This is a genomic window from Cupriavidus sp. GW823-FHT06D04 (assembly GCF_058795055.1).
In genome coordinates this window covers 1-21164 of record NZ_JBXAHL010000051.1, presented here as the reverse complement: position 1 = coordinate 21164, position 21164 = coordinate 1, and the positions used below count along the sequence as shown (strand labels likewise).

At 60.6% G+C, this 21164-nt stretch carries 13 protein-coding genes and 4 pseudogenes; 9 read left to right on the top strand and 8 right to left on the bottom strand.

The window, feature by feature from the left end; translation table 11 throughout:
• Positions 1 to 70: 70 nt before the first annotated feature.
• From AC1Q7H_RS35715 to AC1Q7H_RS35690, 6 genes are all read right to left on the bottom strand, one after another.
• On the bottom strand, positions 71 to 3070 hold the full coding sequence (locus AC1Q7H_RS35715; protein ID WP_492316732.1) for an Eco57I restriction-modification methylase domain-containing protein: 3000 nt from the start codon (positions 3068 to 3070) through the stop codon (positions 71 to 73).
• Positions 3071 to 3466: 396 nt separating this feature from the next.
• A complete protein-coding gene (locus AC1Q7H_RS35710; RefSeq protein WP_492316731.1) occupies positions 3467 to 3745 on the bottom strand; it encodes an H-NS histone family protein in 279 nt (92 codons plus the stop codon).
• On the bottom strand, positions 3729 to 4919 hold the full coding sequence (locus AC1Q7H_RS35705; RefSeq protein ID WP_492370401.1) for a DNA-binding protein: 1191 nt from the start codon (positions 4917 to 4919) through the stop codon (positions 3729 to 3731). The genes AC1Q7H_RS35710 and AC1Q7H_RS35705 overlap by 17 nt, the downstream gene beginning before the upstream one ends.
• A gap of 664 nt (positions 4920 to 5583) precedes the next feature.
• Positions 5584 to 7023, bottom strand: a complete 1440-nt coding sequence (locus tag AC1Q7H_RS35700) for a hypothetical protein (RefSeq protein ID WP_039015433.1) — start codon at positions 7021 to 7023, stop codon at positions 5584 to 5586.
• Between the two features lies 1 nt (position 7024).
• Entirely contained in the window at positions 7025 to 8005 is a 981-nt protein-coding gene (locus AC1Q7H_RS35695; RefSeq protein ID WP_039015432.1) for an ATP-binding protein, read from the bottom strand.
• Between the two features lie 3 nt (positions 8006 to 8008).
• On the bottom strand, positions 8009 to 10048 hold the full coding sequence (locus AC1Q7H_RS35690) for a hypothetical protein (protein ID WP_492316764.1): 2040 nt from the start codon (positions 10046 to 10048) through the stop codon (positions 8009 to 8011).
• 258 nt (positions 10049 to 10306) lie between these two features.
• On the opposite strand from AC1Q7H_RS35690, the gene AC1Q7H_RS35685 reads away from it, so the two are divergent.
• From AC1Q7H_RS35685 to AC1Q7H_RS35650, 8 genes and pseudogenes are all read left to right on the top strand, one after another.
• Positions 10307 to 11539, top strand: a complete 1233-nt coding sequence (locus AC1Q7H_RS35685) for a tyrosine-type recombinase/integrase (protein WP_492316765.1) — start codon at positions 10307 to 10309, stop codon at positions 11537 to 11539.
• A gap of 123 nt (positions 11540 to 11662) precedes the next feature.
• Positions 11663 to 12163 (top strand): annotated as a pseudogene (gene bluB, locus AC1Q7H_RS35680) (5,6-dimethylbenzimidazole synthase); the annotation flags it as partial.
• 43 nt (positions 12164 to 12206) lie between these two features.
• Positions 12207 to 12575 (top strand): helix-turn-helix domain-containing protein, encoded by a 369-nt coding sequence (locus AC1Q7H_RS35675; RefSeq protein WP_492316766.1) that lies wholly within the window; start codon positions 12207 to 12209, stop codon positions 12573 to 12575.
• A 196-nt stretch (positions 12576 to 12771) separates the two neighbouring features.
• A complete protein-coding gene (locus tag AC1Q7H_RS35670) occupies positions 12772 to 13485 on the top strand; it encodes a TetR/AcrR family transcriptional regulator (protein WP_492316767.1) in 714 nt (237 codons plus the stop codon).
• 176 nt (positions 13486 to 13661) lie between these two features.
• Positions 13662 to 14699, top strand: coding sequence for a Bug family tripartite tricarboxylate transporter substrate binding protein (locus AC1Q7H_RS35665; RefSeq protein WP_492316768.1), 1038 nt, complete (start codon positions 13662 to 13664; stop codon positions 14697 to 14699).
• A 15-nt stretch (positions 14700 to 14714) separates the two neighbouring features.
• The gene (locus AC1Q7H_RS35660) at positions 14715 to 15527 is read left to right on the top strand and encodes an SDR family NAD(P)-dependent oxidoreductase (RefSeq protein ID WP_492316769.1); all 813 of its coding nucleotides are present in this window, start codon (positions 14715 to 14717) and stop codon (positions 15525 to 15527) included.
• Between the two features lie 42 nt (positions 15528 to 15569).
• Positions 15570 to 16883, top strand: coding sequence for a fumarylacetoacetase (gene fahA, locus AC1Q7H_RS35655; RefSeq protein ID WP_492316770.1), 1314 nt, complete (start codon positions 15570 to 15572; stop codon positions 16881 to 16883).
• A 35-nt stretch (positions 16884 to 16918) separates the two neighbouring features.
• A pseudogene (locus AC1Q7H_RS35650) lies at positions 16919 to 17487 on the top strand (ABC transporter substrate-binding protein); the annotation flags it as partial.
• A gap of 812 nt (positions 17488 to 18299) precedes the next feature.
• Here the strand turns inward: AC1Q7H_RS35650 and AC1Q7H_RS35645 are convergent.
• Positions 18300 to 18527: pseudogene (locus AC1Q7H_RS35645) on the bottom strand (IS5/IS1182 family transposase); the annotation flags it as partial.
• 97 nt (positions 18528 to 18624) lie between these two features.
• On the opposite strand from AC1Q7H_RS35645, the gene AC1Q7H_RS35640 reads away from it, so the two are divergent.
• Complete coding sequence (locus tag AC1Q7H_RS35640; protein ID WP_492382290.1) at positions 18625 to 19848, top strand: ISL3 family transposase; 1224 nt, start codon at positions 18625 to 18627, stop codon at positions 19846 to 19848.
• 5 nt (positions 19849 to 19853) lie between these two features.
• On the opposite strand, the pseudogene AC1Q7H_RS35635 reads toward AC1Q7H_RS35640, so the two are convergent.
• Positions 19854 to 20963: pseudogene (locus AC1Q7H_RS35635) on the bottom strand (IS5 family transposase); the annotation flags it as partial.
• Positions 20964 to 21164: the final 201 nt, after the last annotated feature.

Below are 21164 nucleotides of genomic sequence, written 5' to 3'. Positions count from 1 at the left end.
CAACAACGCCCCGCGGATCGCCCCTTCTCGTTGAGAGTAATTCGAATCGCTTTAATCGAATTGAATCAATTTACACCGGCATCGCTACGCTTTCCACTAGTGCAATTTCTTCGTCACTTAATTCGTAAAGCTCATATACGAGAGCATTAATGCTTGCATCAAGCTCAGCGCAGCGTTGATCGTAGTAATCTTTCTGCCGTTCCAAGGATGCAGTAGCCGCTTTCTGCTTCATCTCAATAAGCGCTCTGCAATCTGCGGCGACCCGCGCCTGCAAGGTCTTTTTCTTTCTCAAATCTGGGAATGGCAGAGTTCCAAGTTTAGATGCCTTTACCTGTGGAATCACGCGAGCCTCCCCCTGATTAGATACCCTATAGAGATAAAGCAGGGTCGACGAGTGTAGCACCGCCATGATAGCCCAAGGATCAACCTCTGGCTTTGTTTGGAAGACATACATAGCGTCAGTTACGACCAAATGATCTTCCTCATCGTAGATTACTTCAATCAACTTGCTAGTCGTCAGTCCAATGAACTTCGGCGACTGGAATATCTTCGGCGACCGAGGACGATGAAGGCTATACCATGGATGCTTACCATCGCGGACTTCTGGGCATTTAATTTTCGACCGAAACTTTGATAAATGTGATTTGGTCGACGGATAGTTATCGATAACAGTATCCCGCGTGGTGTAAATGATATATTGGTCAGAGACCCAATTGCTATAACGCCTTAGCTGCGGACCAGATACACTGGGAAATAGTAGACCGCTTTCGATTCGCGCCTCTTTTTGTTCTTCCTTCGTCAATACGTGAGCAGCAACAACGTCTGGCGTTACACCGCGTTGGATGCCGTCTACCAAGCAAGCATCTAGCGTAGGATGCTTCTTGCGCATCCGGGCAAGCAACAACTCTGCACCGCCTGCGGAAGCGAAAAATGTACTGTGGGCATCCGCTTCCACTAATGCGGACCACTTTTTTCGAGAAGATGGTCTGAGCTCAATAATGCGTTGAGCACGCTTTTCCGGGGCGCATGCCGAAAGGTCACCTAGAATTACAGGAGCTGTGTTAGAAGATTTTCCGGTGATGAGTATGGCAGTAGTGTTCAATACTTTAGGGCCAAATACTTTTTCGCCGAGTGCAATCACTTGCCGGATGCCGTGATCAAACATGAGCCGGCGTACTGCAGTTGCATCCACTTGATTCAAGACCGTACCGGGAACGACATAGCCCATAACACCACCTGGACGCAGCAGCCGGATCGCTTGATCGATAAAGTAGATGTAAGTGTCCGGCATCCGTGTGATTACACGCTGGTAGCGCTCACTCAAATATTCCGGATGGTTGATCGTCGCACCCCAAGGCGGGTTACCTAAGATCGCATGAAATCCGCCTTTTTTTACGATCGAGGCGAAGCGATCTTGGAAGCTCATAGCGTTAAGCGCTCGCTCCTCTTGCTCAGAAAAGGTTCGAGTCTTCAAAATATCCGGCGCCACTAGTGAATTCCCAGACACGATGTTCCTATTTAAGGATGGAAGCAACGTCTCATGTAATTCACGCTGAAAATAACGTGCCGAACTTGTATTCTCATCTTCCAGTAGCTTCAAGTAGAGCGATAGCTGAGCTACCTCGACGGCTTGATGGTCTAGGTCCACGCCATATACGCACTGAACCAGTAACTCTCGCTTCCGCTTAAGCGACACGCGAAGCTTACCGTTCTCTTCCTCAAGCGCATCCTGCGGGGGTGCTTTAGTCGGATTGTCGTTGTACCAACGTGTTTGATGCATAATTAGGGCATCGAAAATGCCCAACAAGAAAGATCCGCTACCGCACGAAATGTCGGCAAAGCGCAGCTCGTTCACTTGGGCCGGAGTCTTTCCGGACACCAGGCTTCCTATCGTATGATCGACGACATAGCGGACGACGTATTCGGGCGTGTAAAACACACCGCCAGCTTTACGCACTTCCGGCTTATCTTCGAGCTTGGCGGTCGTATCGTTGGCTACGATCACCTTTCCCAAGAAGCATTCGTAGATACTACCAAGGATGTGGATTGGAATAGAGTTGAAGTCGTACGGCGTGTTCTCGCTCGATAGATCTTCGCAGATGTCACCAAAAATTCGTTCATCGACAACGAGCTTGCCCGTGTCAATGAGGCCATGACTCTTGAATACGATACCGTTATAAACGCTGTCAAGTCGACGTGAGGCAGCGACAAAGTCCCCCCATACCGTTCCACTATTGCCAAAGTCCCCCACCTTAAATCGCGTTTCGATCATTTTGTCTTCGAGAAATCGCAAGAAGATCAGTCTATCTAGAATACGCTGTGTGATCTCAGTCAACGCCTCACTATCTAGCCAACGGTTGTTGTTCTTGAGTGACGTCGCCAAGTTAGCGCGATAGAGTTCCAGCTGAGCCAAGAACGTCTCATCGACACGCTGATACGCACCCGAGAATAGCCCCCGTTGAACAGCTTTTCCGCGGCGGGGCGGAAGAACTCCTGCTAGGCGCTCCAGACTGCCTGCGGCCACAGCGCTCCGTGACAATAGGTAGAATATGCGCGCAAATGCCTCTTCGTCCTGCAAGTCCGTATATCGAAAGACGTATTCCGGAATGCGACATTCGAGGATTGTGTCAATGTTTGGGGGGTAGCGACAATCGAGTATGTGCAACTCGTCGAAGTTTGTTAAGACAGTGACGGAGTTCTGCACACTCCAACCGTATCGCACGGCTTGGAAGTAGTTTTTTGGGTGAGCTAGGGAAATCGAGGGCTTTTTGACCTCCATAAAAAACCGTTCATCCCCGCGCCGGAAGTTTGGCTCTGTGAAAAACGCGTAATCGGCTTTCTTTTTACCCTCGCCAATATTCAAAAGATGTACGTTTTGTTCGACTTTAACCTCCTGCTGCAGAGGGTCTTGCTGCAGTCGATGGTCTACATCCCAGCCCAAGGCCCAAAGGAGCGGACGAATAAAGTCATCGCGAAGCGCAGATTCGGAGTAGCTTGGATCGCAATATCGATTTCGATATTTGTGAAAAGTCGCAACAATAGGCTGGATCTCATCGAATGCCTTCTTCACATCTATCTCTCGATTGGGCAAAGCCTCTATGTTCACTTTGCCTCCCGAAAACATGCTGTCATAGTAACGGTGCTAAGCATTTAATGATCTATCGCAATGTAGTGTTGGGCCAGCTGTCGTCTTGCACATCACGACCATTTATGATCGTGTCATGTCCGATTCTCTTTCGTCGCCGCCTCTACTGTCGACCGGTACGTGTGCGGCAGCAGTCATTCTAACCTTCTGCGGCCACCAGTGATCCTCGGCCGATCCGAGCATTCGTCAACGTTGGGCTAGCCAACAGATAAATGGCGGCAAACAACGCTGGCACGTAGAGGGAGCATGCAGGGGAATCCGGCCACAAGGAGGGGCGGCTCCAGACGGATGTCTGCTGTTGAGCTGGCAGAACCAACTGGGCTACCCGACCCGGTAAAACTCCACCGACTGCCCCGCATTGACCGCCCGCCGCAGCCAGTCGGGCATGTCGCCCTGCCCGTCCCAACTCTGCCCAGCGGCGTTGCGGTAGCAGACCACGGGCGCTCGCGCTGGCGCGGGTGCGGGTGGCCGAGGGGGCGGCGGGGGTGGTGGCGGATCGAAGCACCCCGCCGCTTCCAGCTCCTCCATGGTCAGCCCATAGTCGGCCATCTCATTCTGGATCCAGCGGATCGCCGCCGCCCGCTCAGTTTTTGCTGTCATTGCTGTCGTCACTGCTGTCTCTGCCGTCTTCCGGGTTGGAGGTGGCCGTCGGCGCGCCCTGCTTGTCGTCTTGCGGTTCGTCCAGTTTTTGGCCTGGCGCCTCCTGCTCGGTCGACGCCGGGCTCCCGGCCTTGCGCCGCCGCCCACCACCATCTCGCTCGGGCGGCCCCATCCGCAATTCTGCCAGCAGCTGGCGCGCCAGCGCCGCTTCGGCCTCGGCCCGTTCGGCCCGGCGCTGCGTCGCGCCCAGCTCCGCCTGCACCGCGTCCAGGTCGTTGACGGATTTGCGCTGCGCCTGCTCGGCGCTGGCGAGCCGATCGCCGAGCGTGGAGGCCTGCGCTTCGAGCCGGGCGCGGACCTCGGCCTGCGCCACCGCCGCGTCGCGGGCCTCGCTGCGCGCCGCCACCAGTTCGCCGCGCAACGCTTCAGCCGTGCGATCGCTCTGCTGGCGCGCGGTACGCTCCGCGCCCAGTTCGCGCAGACTCCGCCGCTCACTGGCCTCGGCCCGTTCCTGGGCGAGGGTCACCTGCTCGCGGGCGCGTTCCAGCTCGGTCGAGAATTGGGTGCGCAGTTCCGCCAGTTGCCGCCCGGCGGCGTCCAGTTCCGCGCGCCCCGCTTCCAGCCGCGCCTGCGTCGCGGCGTGCGCCTGCCGCTCGGCGGCCAGGTTCGCCTGCACGGCGTCGTGCGCCTCGCGCGCCTCGGCCAGCTGCGCCGAGAGGGCGGCCGCCTCCTCCCGCGCGCCCGCGGTCTCGGTCCGGGCGGCGTCGCGCTCGGCCTCGGCGACGCTGGCCGCATGGCGGGCCTCGGCGCGCAGCGTGGCCAGCTCGCCGGTGGCGGCCTCGTTGGCCGCCTGCCAGATGGTCTGGACCGCCCCGGCCGCGATGTCCTTCAACGCATCCGGCAGGTCGGGATGGTCGATGGTGACGCGCGTGCGCCCGCGCAGTTCCTGCCAGAACGCCTGCAGCACCTCGGCGGGCGTGCCCATGCTGCCCTTGCGCACCAGGCTGTAGAGCTTGTTGGCGGTGGGGGTGACGCCGTAGCGGAAGAACAGCAGGCCGCAGACCTCGCGGTAGAGCGCGCGGGTTTCGGGGAAGCGGCTGCGCAGCTCGGCAATGTCGTTGGCCATCGCGGCCTGCAGCGCGGCGTCGGTCAGATCCAGGTCGGCAACGGGCATGGGGAGAAAAAGCCAGAAAAGTGATGATAAATATTACTACGTAATACGTTGGATATCGAAGTATTTTTGGACTATTTTAGACATAACTGCGCTTATGTCTATAATATGGGTTCGAATCGCCTCCCCACGCTGACCGTTGGTTAAACTAACTTTGTATCCATTTCTAAACTAATTTTGTTCCTGGCCCCCCGGAGCAAAATCGTCGTGGCTGCCGCGCCCACCGAGCGACAGCGAGCCAAGCACCACACCGGCCGACGCCATGTGCGTCAGCCATGATGACCGCGCACACGCCCCCATCACCTGGATGCAGACATCGCCGGTCGCTCTCGACCGCCGTGATGATGCCGGCTACGTTCGACCGTCAATTGCAAACGATTCTCGATTCGGCGTGCAGGACCAGCAGCGGTACGTGTTGGCCAACCCCTTTGCCGGCATCAAGGTTCGTGGCGCCGCCCTTCGTCCGGCGCTGGATACGGCACGAGGCTTTACCGAAACCGAGTGGCTGCTGGTCAGAACGAGGCTTTCGGTCAGCGCAAAGCCTCGCGGCGATCTGGCTGAGCGCGGGGCTGCCATCGTCTTGACTTACCTTGGCGCCCCTTTCGTGCGGCGCCCGATTACCCATGGCGGCCCGTCTCCGTGCCGGAGCTCGTGCCCAACGTCGCGCTCAGAACGGAGTCGTCTGCGACGCGGACCCTTCTGCCTGCGTCCATCTGATCAGCAACAGCCCGTCGTCGGTTTCGCACAGGCGGACGCAAGATTTGGAATCGTCGCGCTCAAGCGGATCGACACCCCGATCGATGTCATCTAGCCAAGTGGTCAACGCATCGAACGTCAGCTCGATTTCCCACGTGACCGCCATATCGAGCACTGCAGTTAGCGTCGACTCCCAGACCCACTCGCAGCAGGTCCAGACGTCCTGATCGGCATATAGGTAACCCGCCGGCGCTACCGCTGCATCCCGTGTATAGCGGATGAGGCCCAAGTCGCGCATCGCGTGAGAAACGCTGCAGAAGCGCCGCCGTTCCTGCTCCGCCGGCCGATTGGAGAGCGCCAGGTCCGAACGGCCCCAGCCGAGTTGAAGTTCGTTGAGCGCGATCTCGTATGGGCAGATCAGGCCCCAGCGGGGCCCCTCCTCTGGACGCACGCTGACCCAGCGCGAAAGCCGTCCCTCCTTGGTCAGCCTCCACCGACAGCGACAGGTGCCATGGCGAGTCTGCCGGTCCTGGATGGCATTCAGGCGCGTGACAAACGAAGACGGATTCGCCGAAGCGGCGTTGATGCGTATATAGAAGTGAAGTACGTCGGCAAAGCTGAGGTGGCTCGACCTGAGGCGGCCGAGCTGGATTTTCGCTTGCCGCGCAAACGCGTGGCTTTCCAGAGTCCACCGATCACCGGCTTCGATAAGGAGCTGCTCGATGTCCTCGGGCGGGGGCTCAAGCGTGCGCAGCTGACCGAACGCTTGGTCGAGGGAGACAGCCCCCGGCATGCCATGGTTGCCCGACGACCAGATCTCGCCGAGCGACATGCGCGCGGCAGCGACGCTCGCCCGTGCGACCCAGCCGGCGAGCGACGCAACACGCCCCTGCTCTCGGGCCGGAAAGCCGGCATCAATGCCGTGCGGCCACGTCCTGCAGCGTTGCCGCATCACGAACTCCAACGCGCCCACGCGCTGCGACACGAGGCTGGCGGTGTGCTTCTGCGCCCAGGTCGTTTTCAGCGCGCTCAGGTGAAATGGGCACCGCGAAAGCCACCCAAGCTGATGCAGGTAGCTGTGGTAGCCGTGCTGCACACAGGTCTCGCAATAGCGGATGGCACGTCGCTCGCGACTATCGGGAGGCGGGCCATAACGGCCGACATCGATGAACCGTATGGAAGGCGAGAAAACGTCTTCGACAAGCGGCGCGGTCTCACCGAGCACGGACGCCAGGCGTCTGATTTCGTCGATCGGAAGCGGCGTGTTGCTATCGGGCTCCACACGCAAAAACTTCGCGCATTTTCGGACGTTGATGCCATTCAGTGCGCAGAAGCGGGCGACGAACGATAGCCGCGACTCGTACGGACGGAGGCTTCCCGGCCACCAGTTCACCGATGGGTAGGCCGCCATGTCAACTACCCGTCGAGATGATCCTCATGTGGTCCGGGAAGTTCGCTTTTGCGAATTCCTGCAACCAGTTCTCGTAAGACGTCACGTCAACCCAGTCTCCGCCATGCGCCAGCTGGAAAAGCATCGCCTCGGTTGCCCTGGCGATATGCTGCATCGGGAACTCGAGATGACGGCGCGCAGATTCGGGCGAGAGTTCCACCAGCGCTTTCCACACCAGCGCGGCACAGTCTGCAAGGCGGTGCCCGGCCGCGAATTGAACCGGCGCGAAATACTTCAGGTATGAAACGCCGCTGCCCGGTGGCCATTCCGAGTCGATATCGTAGCCGTTGAGCACGTATGCGATTTCTTCCGGCGAACGCAGCCCATGAAATCGCGCATGCGCGGCCATAAAACGTGCTGCCAGGTGAGCGTTGCCGGTGATCGCCATATACTCGTGACGATAGTTCAGCTGGTGCGAGCCGACGGAAAACACGCTCAGCAGGTAGCCCTCGTAATCAAGGTCATTCTGAAGACCGAGCAACCACTTCCACTCCCGGAACGTCAGATCCTGCGCTTCGTCGATGGCCAGTACGACATAATTACGCTGCGCGTTGTTCGCAATGGCGATGAAGCGTTGCCTGCACAGGTGGATCCCTTCCGCTCTTTTCGGTGGTTTCGCCGGGTTGGCGAATTCGAAGTTCGAGGCGAGTAACAGCTGATGCCAGAATCCTGCTTCGCTTGTCTGGCTGTCCGGACGGCGATTCCACACCACCAGCGGTACCACGGCGTTAAGGCGTTCCTGCAGCACCTGAGCGACGTACCATTGCACGCAGCGAGACTTGCCCAGCCGTGATGCACCATAGATATAGCCGCCGGGGCGCTGCTGGTCGATCCATTCGCCGAGCTGTTCAATCATCTCGTGCATGGGCGGCGTATATACTGCGTACTGCTTCGTCACGATGCAGTGTCGCGGATCGATGCGCTCGGGCAGAGGGAATCGCATGACCTACCCCGATTGCGCCATTCGACGTGGCGGGAGCATGGAGCCCGGAGTCGCGGGCTCAGTTTTGATCGCCACGTTTGGTCGCGCTGGCTTGTTGCTGGTGCCACCGTTGCGCGAACCTCTGCTGTCCTTCTGTTTGGCACGATCCATCGCAGCGTCCAGCATGGCAGCGCCGATCGACGGATCCGCTGCAGCAACCAGAATGCGTCGCGCTTCGAGGTAGGCCGGATGGACGGGTAAGCGTTTGTGTGCCTGACTCTCTACAAAGCGCATGAAGATTTCAATGGCGTCTGCGCCCCCTGGGATAGTCAGTTGTCCGTGCGAGCAGGCCTGAGAGATTGCTGCGCGAACGGCAAGACTATGTGGTGAAATGTTCCAGGGCGGCGCTGCCCGCAGTACACCGAGTGGGATGCCGTCAAGCGTGGAGGCGAGCGCTACCCGGCAATCATCCTCCTTGTGACAGACCACCCAGATCTCGGATCCCACCAGGTCGTGCCGATTGTGCAGCACCTCGTTGGTGTAGCGGCCGTAATAGAACTCCACGTACGGGGCGCGCCCACTCGCTGCTCCGCCGCGGACGATGCAGCGCTTGCGGATGCTGAATAGCGCTTCCACAACGGCGGGATCGACTCGGCGGAAGCTCTGCTGGGCGTGGTGGTACAGGAAGTTCGCGTATGCAAGCGGCGTGCGGTTGCCAATCCCGCTGTGCGGTGTTGCGTTGTAATTGGCGATGAGCACGTCCAGCAGCTCTTCCGCATATTCGTACTGGAATCGGCTTGCCAGCGCAACGTCTTCCGGCTTCCGGCCCTTACGGTCCTGAGGCTTGGCGCCGGTGGTGTTGGAAAGACGCTGAAAGCCCTTCCCCGCCAGATTGCGGAAAAACGCCTCGATGAAGGGCCGGTCGTCCTTGCTTCGACGTTTCGAGAACGAGGTTTTCGGCTCAAGCAGCGTCGCGCGAACCGTATCGCGCAACGCGTCGCGCACGTGCTGACAGGTCTCGGCAAGGGCACCGTCTACGCTGGTCTCATCCCAGCACAGTCCGACGAAATTGTCACCCAGCACCGACAGAAGCCCGGCATCGGGCAGATACGCCTTGTCGCTGAAGCTTACCGGGCGCGCCCACCATTTTCCCAATGCCCGCTTCAGCGCGCGCAGGACATCATCCTTCGAGACTTCCCGTCTCATGCTGAAGTAGTAGCCGAGCACCGCGCGCGACATCACTTCAAGAATCACGATAACCCAGAGACGATGAACGATCTTCTCCCGAAAGCCGCCTCCCATCAGGGGAAGCGACACGCAGAAACGTCCGTCCAGCTTGTGCGCATCCATCTCGACGCGCTGCATGAACTTCTGAACTGGCCGTCCGGTTCCGTCCCCTGTCTTCAGCTTTGACACCAGGTCTGGACCGCCGCTCGCCGCCGCCAGCGCTCGTGGGTTGGCCGACAACACCCTGTCGATATACCGGCCAATCGAGACGTATCCCAGGGTCGCCGTGTTGAACGGCCACTCGTTTCGCTGTTCACATCCAAGCTCGCGGAGCTGGTCGAGAAGCCACCCGCAGTGACGTCTTTTCGACTGCCGGGTTTCGACCAGCCGCTTGCCTGACGCGCCCGCGAGAATACGCGCTTCGAATGCCTGGCGAAGCTCCAGCTGCGCATCAAGGAGCGCCTGCAGGGCACCAACGGCGCCGCCGCCGAACTGACTGACATGGATCTTCCGATGGCGCCGGTAGTGCTTGATCCGGGTCCACGGAACCAGCCCGCGCCAGCCGTAGGGTCGCCCGTCCGGATGCGTTTCGAGGCAACGTTCGCGGATCAGTCGATAAGCCTGTTTTGCGCCAAGTGCGGTGAGACGCTTGATGGTATCGGCCGTCGCGCCAGAAAGGTACAGCGAGACCGCCTGCTTTCTCGCAAAATACAACGCGCGCCGTTCTCCTTCGAGCGCCCCTTCATCCGGGCTTGCCCAGAGCGAGGTGTCGATGGCTCTCCTGCCGATTGTGCGGCGGGAGCAATGACAGCTGTCGTCAGCGTCGCGGACTTCCATGGAGGTTCCAGCACAAATGGCCACCATCGCCTATGGCCCAATCGCTATGAACCATAGGGCGCTATCGCGGGAGCCTGCAAGGCAAGGATGTGCCGGAACGTGGGCAAGGATACAATATTAGTTTAACTGTCGGCCGAAGGAACAATTTGTCTTTCAACTTTTTAAACTAATTTTGTTACTCAACCCTCTGGTTGCCCTTATTTTCCGTGTCCATGACGGGAACAAAATTAGTTTCACTGACGATTCGGCCGATACATCATGGAACTGCTCCCGATCCAATCTTCGGACGGCCCGCCCGCCCCACCCCTCACCCCGCTCGAGCACTTGCGCCTGACCCCGGCGCTGTCCGGCGCGGCTGGCAGCAACCGCGCCCCCGCCAACGCCACCCGCATCGCCGCGGCCGACGACCTGGCCGCCGTCACCGCCTGGCTGGCGCGCTATGCCGACAGCGCAGCGACGCTGTCCACCTACCGGCGCGAAGCCGAGCGGCTGCTGTTGTGGGCCGTGCTGCAGCTGGGCAAGCCACTGTCCTCGCTGACGCACGAGGATCTGCTCACGTACGAGCGTTTCCTCGCCGACCCGCAACCGGCCGCGCGCTGGGTGCTGGCCGGCAGCAGGAAGAAACTCGCGCGCGGCCACCCCGACTGGCGCCCGTTTGCCGGGCCGCTGTCGCCCCGCAGCGCGCGCCAGGCGCTGGTTATCCTGAACGCGCTGTTCGCCTGGCTGACCGAGGCGGGCTACCTGGCCGGCAATCCGCTCGCCCTCGCCCGCCGCCGGCGCGCGCCCACCCAAGCGCGCATCACCCGTTACCTGAGCCACGACCTGTGGGAGACGGTCAAGGACACCGTCGCGGCCATGCCGACCGAGACCGCGCGAGAACGCCTGCACGCCGCGCGCTGCCGCTGGGTGCTGACGGTGTTGTATCTGGGCGGGCTGCGGGCCGCCGAGGTGACAGGCACTCCCATGGGGGCGTTCTTCTGCCGGCGCGATGCCCAGGGCACTGAGCGCTGGTGGCTCGAGGTGACCGGCAAGGGCAACAAGACCCGGCTGGTGCCGGCCTCGGACGAGCTGATCGCCGAACTGGCGCGCTACCGCCGCGCCCACGGACTGCCGCCTAGCCCGCAGCCCGGGGAAACGCGCCCGCTGGTGCTGCCGGTCATCGGCCGCGAGACGGGTCGCGACAAGGCCCTGTCGCGCGGCGCGCTGCATCTGATTCTGAAGGAAGTGTTCGCCATGGCGGCCGAGCGCCTGCGCGGGCGCGGGCCCGAGTGGGAGGGTCAGGCCGATGTCCTGGCCAGCGCCTCGGCGCACTGGCTGCGCCATACCGCGGGCTCACACATGACCGACCAGCAAGTCGACCTGCGTTTTGTGCGCGACAACTTCGGCCATGCCTCGATCGCTACCACCAGTGGCTACCTGCACAGCGAAGAGGATGCGCGGCATGAGGCCACCCGAGAGCGGCACCGCATCGGTTGGACCAGCAAGACCTAGGATGAGCCCGCATCGCAACACCGCACAGGGCAAAGTCATCGATCGTCACGGCACCATCGTGGCAAGCTACCTGCATTGTGACCTTCCCTCCCGCCCAAGCGCCACCGCCCCGCTATTCAAACCATGAACCCATCTCGCTACGCCGACAGGGAAATTGCCGCCGTCTATCGCGTCATCCGGGAACGTCGCGACATGCGCCACTTTCGGCCGGACCCGCTCGATCCTGCGTTGCTGGAACGCCTGTTGCACGCTGCGCATCTCGCCCCCAGTGTCGGCTTCATGCAACCCTGGCGCTTCTTCCGCATCACTGACAGTAGCTTGAGAACGCAGGTCCACGCGCTGGTTGGTGCCGAACGCCAGCGCACTGCGGTCGCCCGGGGCGAACGCCAGGACGAGTTCATGCGACTCAAGGTGGAGGGCATCCTGGACTACGGGGAAGTACTGGTGGCGGCGCTGATGGATGGACGTGAGCGGCATGTCTTCGGTCGGCGCACCATGCCGGACATGGATCTCGCTTCGGTGGCCTGCGCCATCCAGAACCTCTGGCTTGCTGCGCGCGCGGAAGGATTCGGCGTGGGCTGGGTTTCCTTGTTCGACCCTGAACAGCTTGGCCCGCTGCCGAGACCTCGGCTCGCGGGTGGCCAATCAGGTGGCCCGGCGCCTGGTCATGCCCCTCACCGCAAAGGCGGCCAGGCGCAGTACATCGAGGAGCCCGTCTCCCGCCGCGCCAGCACTTCGCTGGCTCCGCATCCTGGATGCCGTGCGCGCCGAGCTGCGCGGAGACTGGCCCATCGCCCGGATGGCCATGCAGGTTTCCGCCAGCGCCCGCACTTTTCAGCGGCACGTCACCAATGTGATGGGCATGCCGCCAGGCGAGTGGCTGGTGATGCAACGCTTGGCTGCTGCCAAGACCCTGCTCGACGTGGATGATATTGCGGTGCAGGTGGGGTTTGGCGACACGGCCATACTGCGCGGCCATTTCCGCAATCGGCTTGGCCCCAGCCCCGGAGGCTACCGCAAACGGTTCAGGACATGAGCCCATAGCACCTGCAGGTTGCTTGCCGCGCGGCCAAGTGGGTGCCCCAGGGCGCCACCGCGATAGCGCACCGCCCACCGCTACCAGCTAGGCAGACAGCGGATCTCCCATGCTGCATGAATGGCATACTTGCAGCGAAGCCTGAGAGGCTCTCAGCACAAATCAAACCTATCAAACTTCAGCACACTGCGGATAAATGCAAACGCCCTCAACCGAGAAAACTCTTCCCCCTCGCGAAACCTCCGTCCGAATCCTTGACGCGGCAGAGCAACTCTTTGCCGATCAAGGCTTCGAAGGAACATCGATCCGGCAAATTACCGACCTGGCGGGGGTCCGCCTGGCCCTGGCGCATTACCACTTCGAATCCAAGGAGCACATCTTTCACGAGGTTCTTGCGCGTAGGGCCAATGTGGTCAACGAGAGCCGGCAGCAGTTGTTAGCCCACTACCGCCACCTGCATGGCAATGAGCCACTATCGGTTGAGGAAATTGCGCGCTGCTATCTCTCGCCCTACTTGTACTGGAGCATGCACGGCGGCTCCGGATGGCAAAACTACGCCAAGCTGGCCGCTCGCATCATGTCCACCGAGCGTTGGATGGGATTGCTAGGCACGCTGTTCAATCCCTTGGCGGAGGCTTTTCTGCAAGAGTTACGCCGTACCTTCCCCGGTCGCGAGGAAAAACGCATCCAATGGGCTTTCGACTTCATGGTCGGTGTCATGTGCAACACTTTCAGTGAAAACAACCGGATCGAGGTGTTGTCTGGTGGACTCTGCTCCTCCGACCATCGCGACGATGCGTGCAGCCATCTGCTGCCTTTCATGGTGGCAGGCGTCCTGGCGACCGTTGACACCCCGCCTGCGTCTTTCCAGCAGGATTTCACGATCATCAACAAGGCCGCCGCCCTTTAGGCTCAGCAGCCATCGCCGGCACTTAAGCCAGCACCCAATAGCTGCCCACCAATTACATCAGGGTTAATACTTATCACGTTAACGTGAATAGTCATTGACTGATACTTGCTGCAAAGTTCGCCAAAACTTGGTTAGTCGTCCAACCAATCAATTATCTGAAGAAACCTGCTGGCCAAATGAACTCTGCACTTCCCCAAAGCGGTATTCCGAAAGTCACGCCATCTTTTTCCGCACCCCGGCGCAAGAGTTTGCAATGGCTGCTCGCCGCCACAGGCTGCGCACTGAGTTGCGGTCTGCCTGTCACCGCGATGGCGCAAGACGGTTGGAAACCAAGCCACCCCATCAAGATCGTCGTGCCCTACCCGCCCGGTGGCGGCACGGACACGGCAGCACGCGTGCTGGCGGATACGGTGACCAAGCAAACCGGACTCGCGGTCGTCGTGGACAACCGCCCCGGCGCCAACGGAATCCTGGCAACCCGCGCAGTCCATGGCGCCTCGCCGGACGGGCTCACGCTGATGCTGGGAACATCGGACACCCATGCTGTCAATCAGCACCTATATCCGCAGGTCGCCAAGGCGGTGGCGACCATGATTCCCGTCAACGCCGTCGCCCGCGTACCAGTCATGCTGATCGGCCGCAAAAACCTTGCGCAGAAAACTGCTCGCGATGCTTTGCAATTTGCACGCACCCACGAGATGACTTATGCCCACTACGGCATAGGCAGCAATGGGCAAATTGCCATGGAAATGATCAAAGCTAGTGCCGGTATCGACAAGATGCTGGGCGTCCCCTACCAAGGTGGAGGTCCCGCTTTGCAGGCCGTAATGGCTGGTCAGGTGGATATCGCCGTAGTGCCGATGAACGCCGCGCTGGCTCAGGGAAGCAACGTGGTGCTGCTGGGTACGCTGTCCACGCAGCGCCCAGACGGTGCCAAGGACATTCCCACTCTCAAAGAGCAAGGCTTCGACGTGGTTGCCGACTCCTGGGCCGGGCTGTTTGCGCCACCCGGGACCCCTCCAAACATCGTGGCAGCATTTTCCCGCTTCACCAAGGCTGCCCTGGAAGACTCGGAACTCGCCAAGCGCCTGGCTGCACAAGGCCTGTCACCGTTGTCACTGAATGGCAGCGCTGGATTTGCCAAGTTCGTCGCCACCGAAAGCACCCGTCTGGAAAAAGTCATTCGCGACGCGAATATCAAAGCAGAAAAGTAAGCCCAGCCCCTATATATGAATCACTCACCTCAAACTCAGATCACCAACAATCGCAGCATTGACTTGGCTGGTAAACGCATTCTGGTCACTGGAGGCTCCAGCGGCATTGGCCTGGCGTCCGCTCGTCGCTTCATCGAAATGGGCGCGTCGGTCTTTTTGATCGACCTGAACGCAAATGCGCTTGCAGCCGAGGCCCGGGCCATGGGAGCCCAGGGTTTTGCCGTTGCCGATGTCACCAGCGAGCAGGCCTGCGAAACAGCCGTGGCCAGCGCCTGCCAGAGCCTGGGCGGGCTAGACGGACTCTTCCACTGCGCTGGTGTCAGCGACCAGGTGACGCCTGCAGTCGACATGGACATCGACATCTGGCAACGCATCGTCGACGTGAACCTGCGCGGCTCTTTCCTCATGTGCCGCACGGTAGGCGGCGCCATGCTGGAGCGCGGCAGCGGCTCCATCGTGACTATCGCATCGGTCAATGGCCTCAATGGCATTCCGAGGCGCAATGCCTACGGTCCTGCGAAAGCCGGTGTGGCCATGCTGACCCGAAATCTGTCCTGTGAGTGGAGCCACCAGGGCGTGCGCGTCAATGCGCTGGCGCCCGGCTATATCGCCACGCCCATGATCGACCAGCTCGTGCACGACCACAAGATCGATGTGGATCGCATCGAACGCCGCACGCCCATGGCGCGCATGGGACGTCCCGAAGAGGTCGCCAATGCCGCCGCGTTCCTGCTGTCCGACGCTGCCTCGTATGTATCCGGCGCAATTCTTCCGGTAGACGGCGGCTTTACCTCCTACGGTGGTGCCGGCGACGTGAAAACCGCCTGAGCACCGCAACCCCCTTCACGCCAACTCTCCCCTGGCTTCACCATGAGCACTCACCTCCCCTCGCGCGCGGGCGATAGCCCGGCGTCGCCCAACGCCCCAGCATTGACTTCGTTCGTGCCAGTCGCCGCTGACTCGCATTTCCCGATTCAGAACCTCCCCTTCGGCATTTTCAGCACGGAAAGCCGCGCACCACGCGCCGGCGTGGCTATCGGTGACTGCATCGTCGATCTGCAGATCCTGGCCGAGGCCGGCCTGATCTGCGCCGCAGATGCTGCCGTGTTCAAGCAGTCCTCTTTGAATGCCTTCATCAGCCAGGGCCGGGCGACAACGTCCGCGGTTCGGCAGCAGGTCAGCGAACTGCTGCGACACAACAATCCTGTCTTGCGCGACAACACCTCCCTGCGGCAGCAAGCCATTGTTCCTATGTCGGAGGCCACCATGCACCTGCCTGTGGCCGTGGGCGGGTTCAGCGATTTCATGCTTTCGCGCGAGCACTCGCTCAACTGCGTGGACATCCTGGGTGGCGGCAGCGGCGCCGGCAAGCTCTGGCCCAACTGGACCTATCTGCCCATGGCCTACAACGGCCGGGCCAGCTCGGTTGTGGTGGGAGGAACGCCCGTCAAGCGCCCCTGGGGCCAAGTGGTGACACCGGGCGAGAGCGCGCCCCGCTACCAGCCCAGCCAAAAGCTGGACTTCGAGCTGGAGGCCGCCGTTGTTATCGGCGCTGGCAACGCGCTCGGCACCACCATCGCGATCGACAATACCGAAAAACATGCTTTCGGCGTCGTGCTGCTCAACGACTGGAGCACGCGCGACATCCAGGCCTGGGAAGCACAGCCACTTGGCGTCTTCGTCTCCAAGGGACATCGCACGTCAATCTCGCCCTGGATCGTAACGTTCGACGCGCTGGAGCCATTCCGCATCGAGGGCCCTGAACAATCGCCACCACCCCTTCCCTATCTGGATCAACAGGGGCTGCGCAATTTTGACGTGCACATGCAGGCATCCATCAAACCGAAAGATGCCGATGCCGCCTCGGTGGTCTGCCGCAGCAATCTCAAGCACCTGTACTGGAGCTTTGCCCAGCAGATCGCCCACCATGCGTGTACCGGCTGCAACTTGCAGCCAGGAGACCTGCTGGGCACAGGGACTGTCAGCACCAGCGGCCCCGGCGGGCAGGGCTGCCTGTATGAAGCCACGCGCAACGGCCAACAGCACATCGACCTCGAGCAAGGCGGCACCCGCGTCTATCTGGAAGACGGCGACGAGGTGGAACTGACCGCCTGGGCTCAGGGCCCGGGCCACCGCATCGGCTTTGGTGCCTGTACCGGGACGGTGCTGCCCGCGGATGCTTGATTCACTCGAATCCCATTGACCACCAGGAGATTCTCATGACTTCTTCATTGCAGCCTTTTCGACTTGCTCTCGGTGCCACGGCACTGATTACCGCATGTGCCGCCACCGCCCAAATCTCAGGAGATGTTGTTCGCATCGGCTCCATCACCGATCTTTCCGGACCCTTGGCCGACAACGATGGCCCAGGTGGACTGGAAGCCATCCGCATGGCGGTGGCGGACTTCGGTGGCAAAGTCAACGGCAAACCCATTGAAGTGCTGTCCGCCGATCACCAGAACAAGGCCGACATCGCTTCCGCCAAGGCATCGACATGATCGTCGGCGGCGCCAACTCCGCCGCCATGCTGGCCATCAACAGCCTGGTGGCCGAGAAGAAATTCGTGTTCCTGCTCGTGGGCCCGGGAGCGACGCAGTTCACCAACGACGCCTGCACGCCCTATACCGTTCAATACCACTACAACACCACGGCCCTGGCAAATACCGTCAGCTCTGCCGTCATGGCCCAAGGCGGAAAATCCTGGTTCTTCCTCACGCCGGACTATGCTTTCGGACACTCGCTCGAACAAGAAGCCACCAAGGTGATCACGGAAAACGGCGGCACCGTCTTTCCCCGACAATCCGCCTGAACTGACTTCTTCTCAAGGAGCGCAAGCATTGATCGCATGATGGCTAACAGGTTGGACCGGGGCGAGGAAAACCCGATAGGGAATGTGAGCAGCAACGCTCGATGATCAGATGAGGACCTCGCCAGCGAATTCCATATGGGCCAGCAGGCTGAGCGGCCTGCACAAAAGGGCTGATGGTATGGACTCCCGCCCCCTCCGGGGCCACACTGAAGGGTCAACTCTTGGAAGAGTAACAATGCCCGCCCTGACCATTGGCTTGGATATCGCGAAGAACGTCTTCGTGCGACCTGCAAGTCGCCTGAATTTCTGTTTCACAGGAGAACGTATGGCCTGACGAAACCGATTGTTCCATCAACCGTTCCCTACCCAGACATGCGGAGCCGGTAACAGCTCGGTGTGAAGCTCTGGGGACAACGTAGCCGCCGGATAACCGGTACGCCCAGCCGCGAGGCGAAGCGGAATCTGCCAGCACGAAGGCGGAGAGGAGCAAGGGATGAGCGGGTACGACCAACATATGTGAACTTCTGATAAACGTCGTGATCTTTGACAAGCCAAACGTGCTGACAGGCTTGAACCAAAACGGTATGCGGTGAGGAGTGGTCTTCGAAGACTGGACCACCATGGACAACCAGCCGCCGGCGAAGAGGAAGGGTCCGCCCCGCTCGGAGATTCATGCGGAACAGGGTAAGCCCATCATGTTGCCGGTGACGGCAGGCGAACCGCAAGGAACGCTGTTGGCACGGTGGGTAGTCGGCCCTGAACAATTCGTTCTGCAGGCCTCGCCGAACACTTCAGCGCCGTGATATGGCGAGCTGATCGAGGTTCAGGAAGCGCAGAAACCAGGCACAAAGAAGCCGCAGCTTCCGCAAGATCAAGCGGATGTTGTGGCCAGCGCCGCACAGGACTGCATGCAGGGCATCGCCCAGCGCGCCCTTCAGCCAATTGCGATCGAGCTTGCCATCGGCCTTCATGTGTCCAATGGCGGGCTCGATGGCACTGCGCCGCTTAATCATGGTTCTTCGCCGATCTGCGTGACCGTTTAGAAACAAAAAGGGCCAACACGCCCACCACTGTTATCTTGGAGTTGCGACACAACAAGAATCAGGAAGGTGGAGGTTGGCCCCACGCGATTGTATGGCCCAGCTCGGCTGCTGGGAAGGCTATCGCCTGCGCGATAGCTGGGAAGAGACCCGTAATGGGCAGCGTATTTGCATCATCCGGCTAGAACCTAAGGCGCGCCGCAGGCGGTGCTGCGATGGCTGTGGTCAAGGCGTTAGCAGTATCCACGACCGGGTAGAGCGGCGCGTGCGGGATCTGCCAGTGTTCGACATTCCAGTGGAGCTGGTCGTGCCGCGACTTCGTCTGGCTTGCCGGCAATGTGGCCCGAAGCTGGAGCGCCTGGACTGGCTCGCGCCCTATGCGCGGGTTACAACGAGGCTAGCCGCCAGCGTAGCGCTACTGTGCAAGGTCATGTCGTTGCGCCATGTCGCTTCCTTCTACCGATTGGCCTGGACCACGGTCAAGCGCATCGATTTGCGCCATCTGGAGCGGGAACTGGGGCCGGTTGACCTGAGTGGGGTCACGGTGATCGCGATGGACGAGTTTGCGATCCAGAAGGGCCATCGCTATGCCACGGTCATCGTCGAGCCGTCGAGCAAGCGGGTGCTGTGGGTTGGGCGCGGGCGCTCGCGAGAGGAGATCCGGCCCTTCTTCAAGCTGCTTGGCCCTGAAGGCTGTGCCCGGCTGCGCGCCGCGGTGATGGACATGAATACCGCCTACGACCTGGAAGTGCGGATGCACTGCCCGAAAGCGGAAGTCGTCTATGACCTGTTTCATGTGGTGGCAAAGTACGGCCGTGAAGTCATCGACCGGGTCAGGGTGGATGAGGCCAATCGGCTGCGCGGCGACCGGGCCGCCCGCAAGGTGGTGAAATCCTCTCGCTGGTTGCTGCTGCGCAATCGAGAGAACGTCACCCGGGAGGCCGATCAGGTCCGGCTTGATGAAATACTGGCTGCCAACCAGGCGCTGATGACCGTCTACGTGCTCAAGGACGACCTCAAGACGCTTTGGGCATATCGCCATCCCGGCTACGCCCGACGCTTCTGGCAAGAGTGGTACGAGCGGGCCATGGCCAGCGGCATCGCCCCGCTATGCCTGTTCGCCAAACGGCTCAAGCCATACCTGCCTGGCATCTTGGCCCACAGCCGCTGGCCGCTAGGAACCAATTTGGTGGAAGGCATCAACAACCGGATCAAGGTGATCAAACGCATGGCCTACGGCTTCCGTGATGACCACTACTTCTTCCTGAAGATCCGGGCGGCCTTCCCCGGAAATCGGTGAAGAACCTTAATCATTGCCTTGATGACTCGGGTGACGCCTCGCTTTTGGCCTGAGCGCAGAATGCGGATGCCATCCACCTCTACGCCACGATAGCCACGATCCACCACGGCAATCTCCGGGCGAACGTTGGAGAGAATCTGGGCCTGTTCGAGCGCCTCGTGGAGCGTGTAGCCGTCATACGGATTGCCCGGCATGGAGCGAGAGCCGATCACCAGCCCTTCCTTGAGCGTGGTCGTGATCGACACCTTCACGCCGAACTCATACGGCTTGCGGGCTTTGCCCTTGCTGATGCACTCAACCTCCGGCGCATGCAAGGCGTACAGCTTGTTCTTGTCATCGGTACGCTGTGTCAGCAGTCGCCGCACTCGTGCCAGGAGTTCGTGCAGAGCATCGCGCTGCGGCTCGGGCACGGCACCAATCTGGCGCTCCACGTCCCGATACACCCGTCCCACGCGCGAACGCAGGGTCCGCAGGGTGCGCCGCATTCGCTTGTATTGCTTCGCATGGGCGTAACGCCCAATCTGTGCGGCGAGTCTCGGTGCCTCGCGGTTGTAATTCTGCCGCAGCTTCAAACCAAGCCGCTTCGCTTGCCTCACAAGGTGCACTCGGCCGCGTTCCAACAACCGAGAATCCGTGGGATGTGCCACCGCTTTTTCCCTCACGGTGGTGTCGACGATCACGCGTCGCAAGCTCGACTCCCTGACCGCACCCGCGCGCCTGGCTGCATCGATGGTATGCGCTAGCAATTCCTCAACGCCTGCCTCACCCAACCGGCGACGCCAGCGTGACAGACTGGACGGGTCAATCGGCGGATCGGTCTGCAAATACGTCTCGCCAGTGAAGAGCTGCCAATAGGGATTCTCCACCCAACCCCACACCACGTCTTCATCAGACAGGTCGAACGCGTGTTGCAGGTACAGCAAGCCGGCGATCAGCCGCGGCCGTGTCGCCGGGCGGCCGCGCTTCGAAGTGAAGCTCTCCGAAAGCGCTTGCTCCAAGGCCTGCCAGTCGATCAGCCCAGCCAATTGCACCATGGGGTGGCGCATGTTGATTTGCTCAGCCAGGGGCTGCTTGAACAACTCAGCAGTCTGCGGCGTGATCGGCGTTGGGCCCATTCAGACCTCATCGGAATTTGCAGGATTCTGTGTGCCAATATGCCTCATCCCTGCAATTCCTGATACTGGTTTCTTCCCTCAATGCCTTGTCACGGTTAGCTTTGCGGGATTCTTCAGGGCCGACTGGGTAAAGGAACGCGGAGAAAGCGAACGCCCGGCTGTAATGGCCGGGATACGGGCTGCAACATTGCCCGACACGAA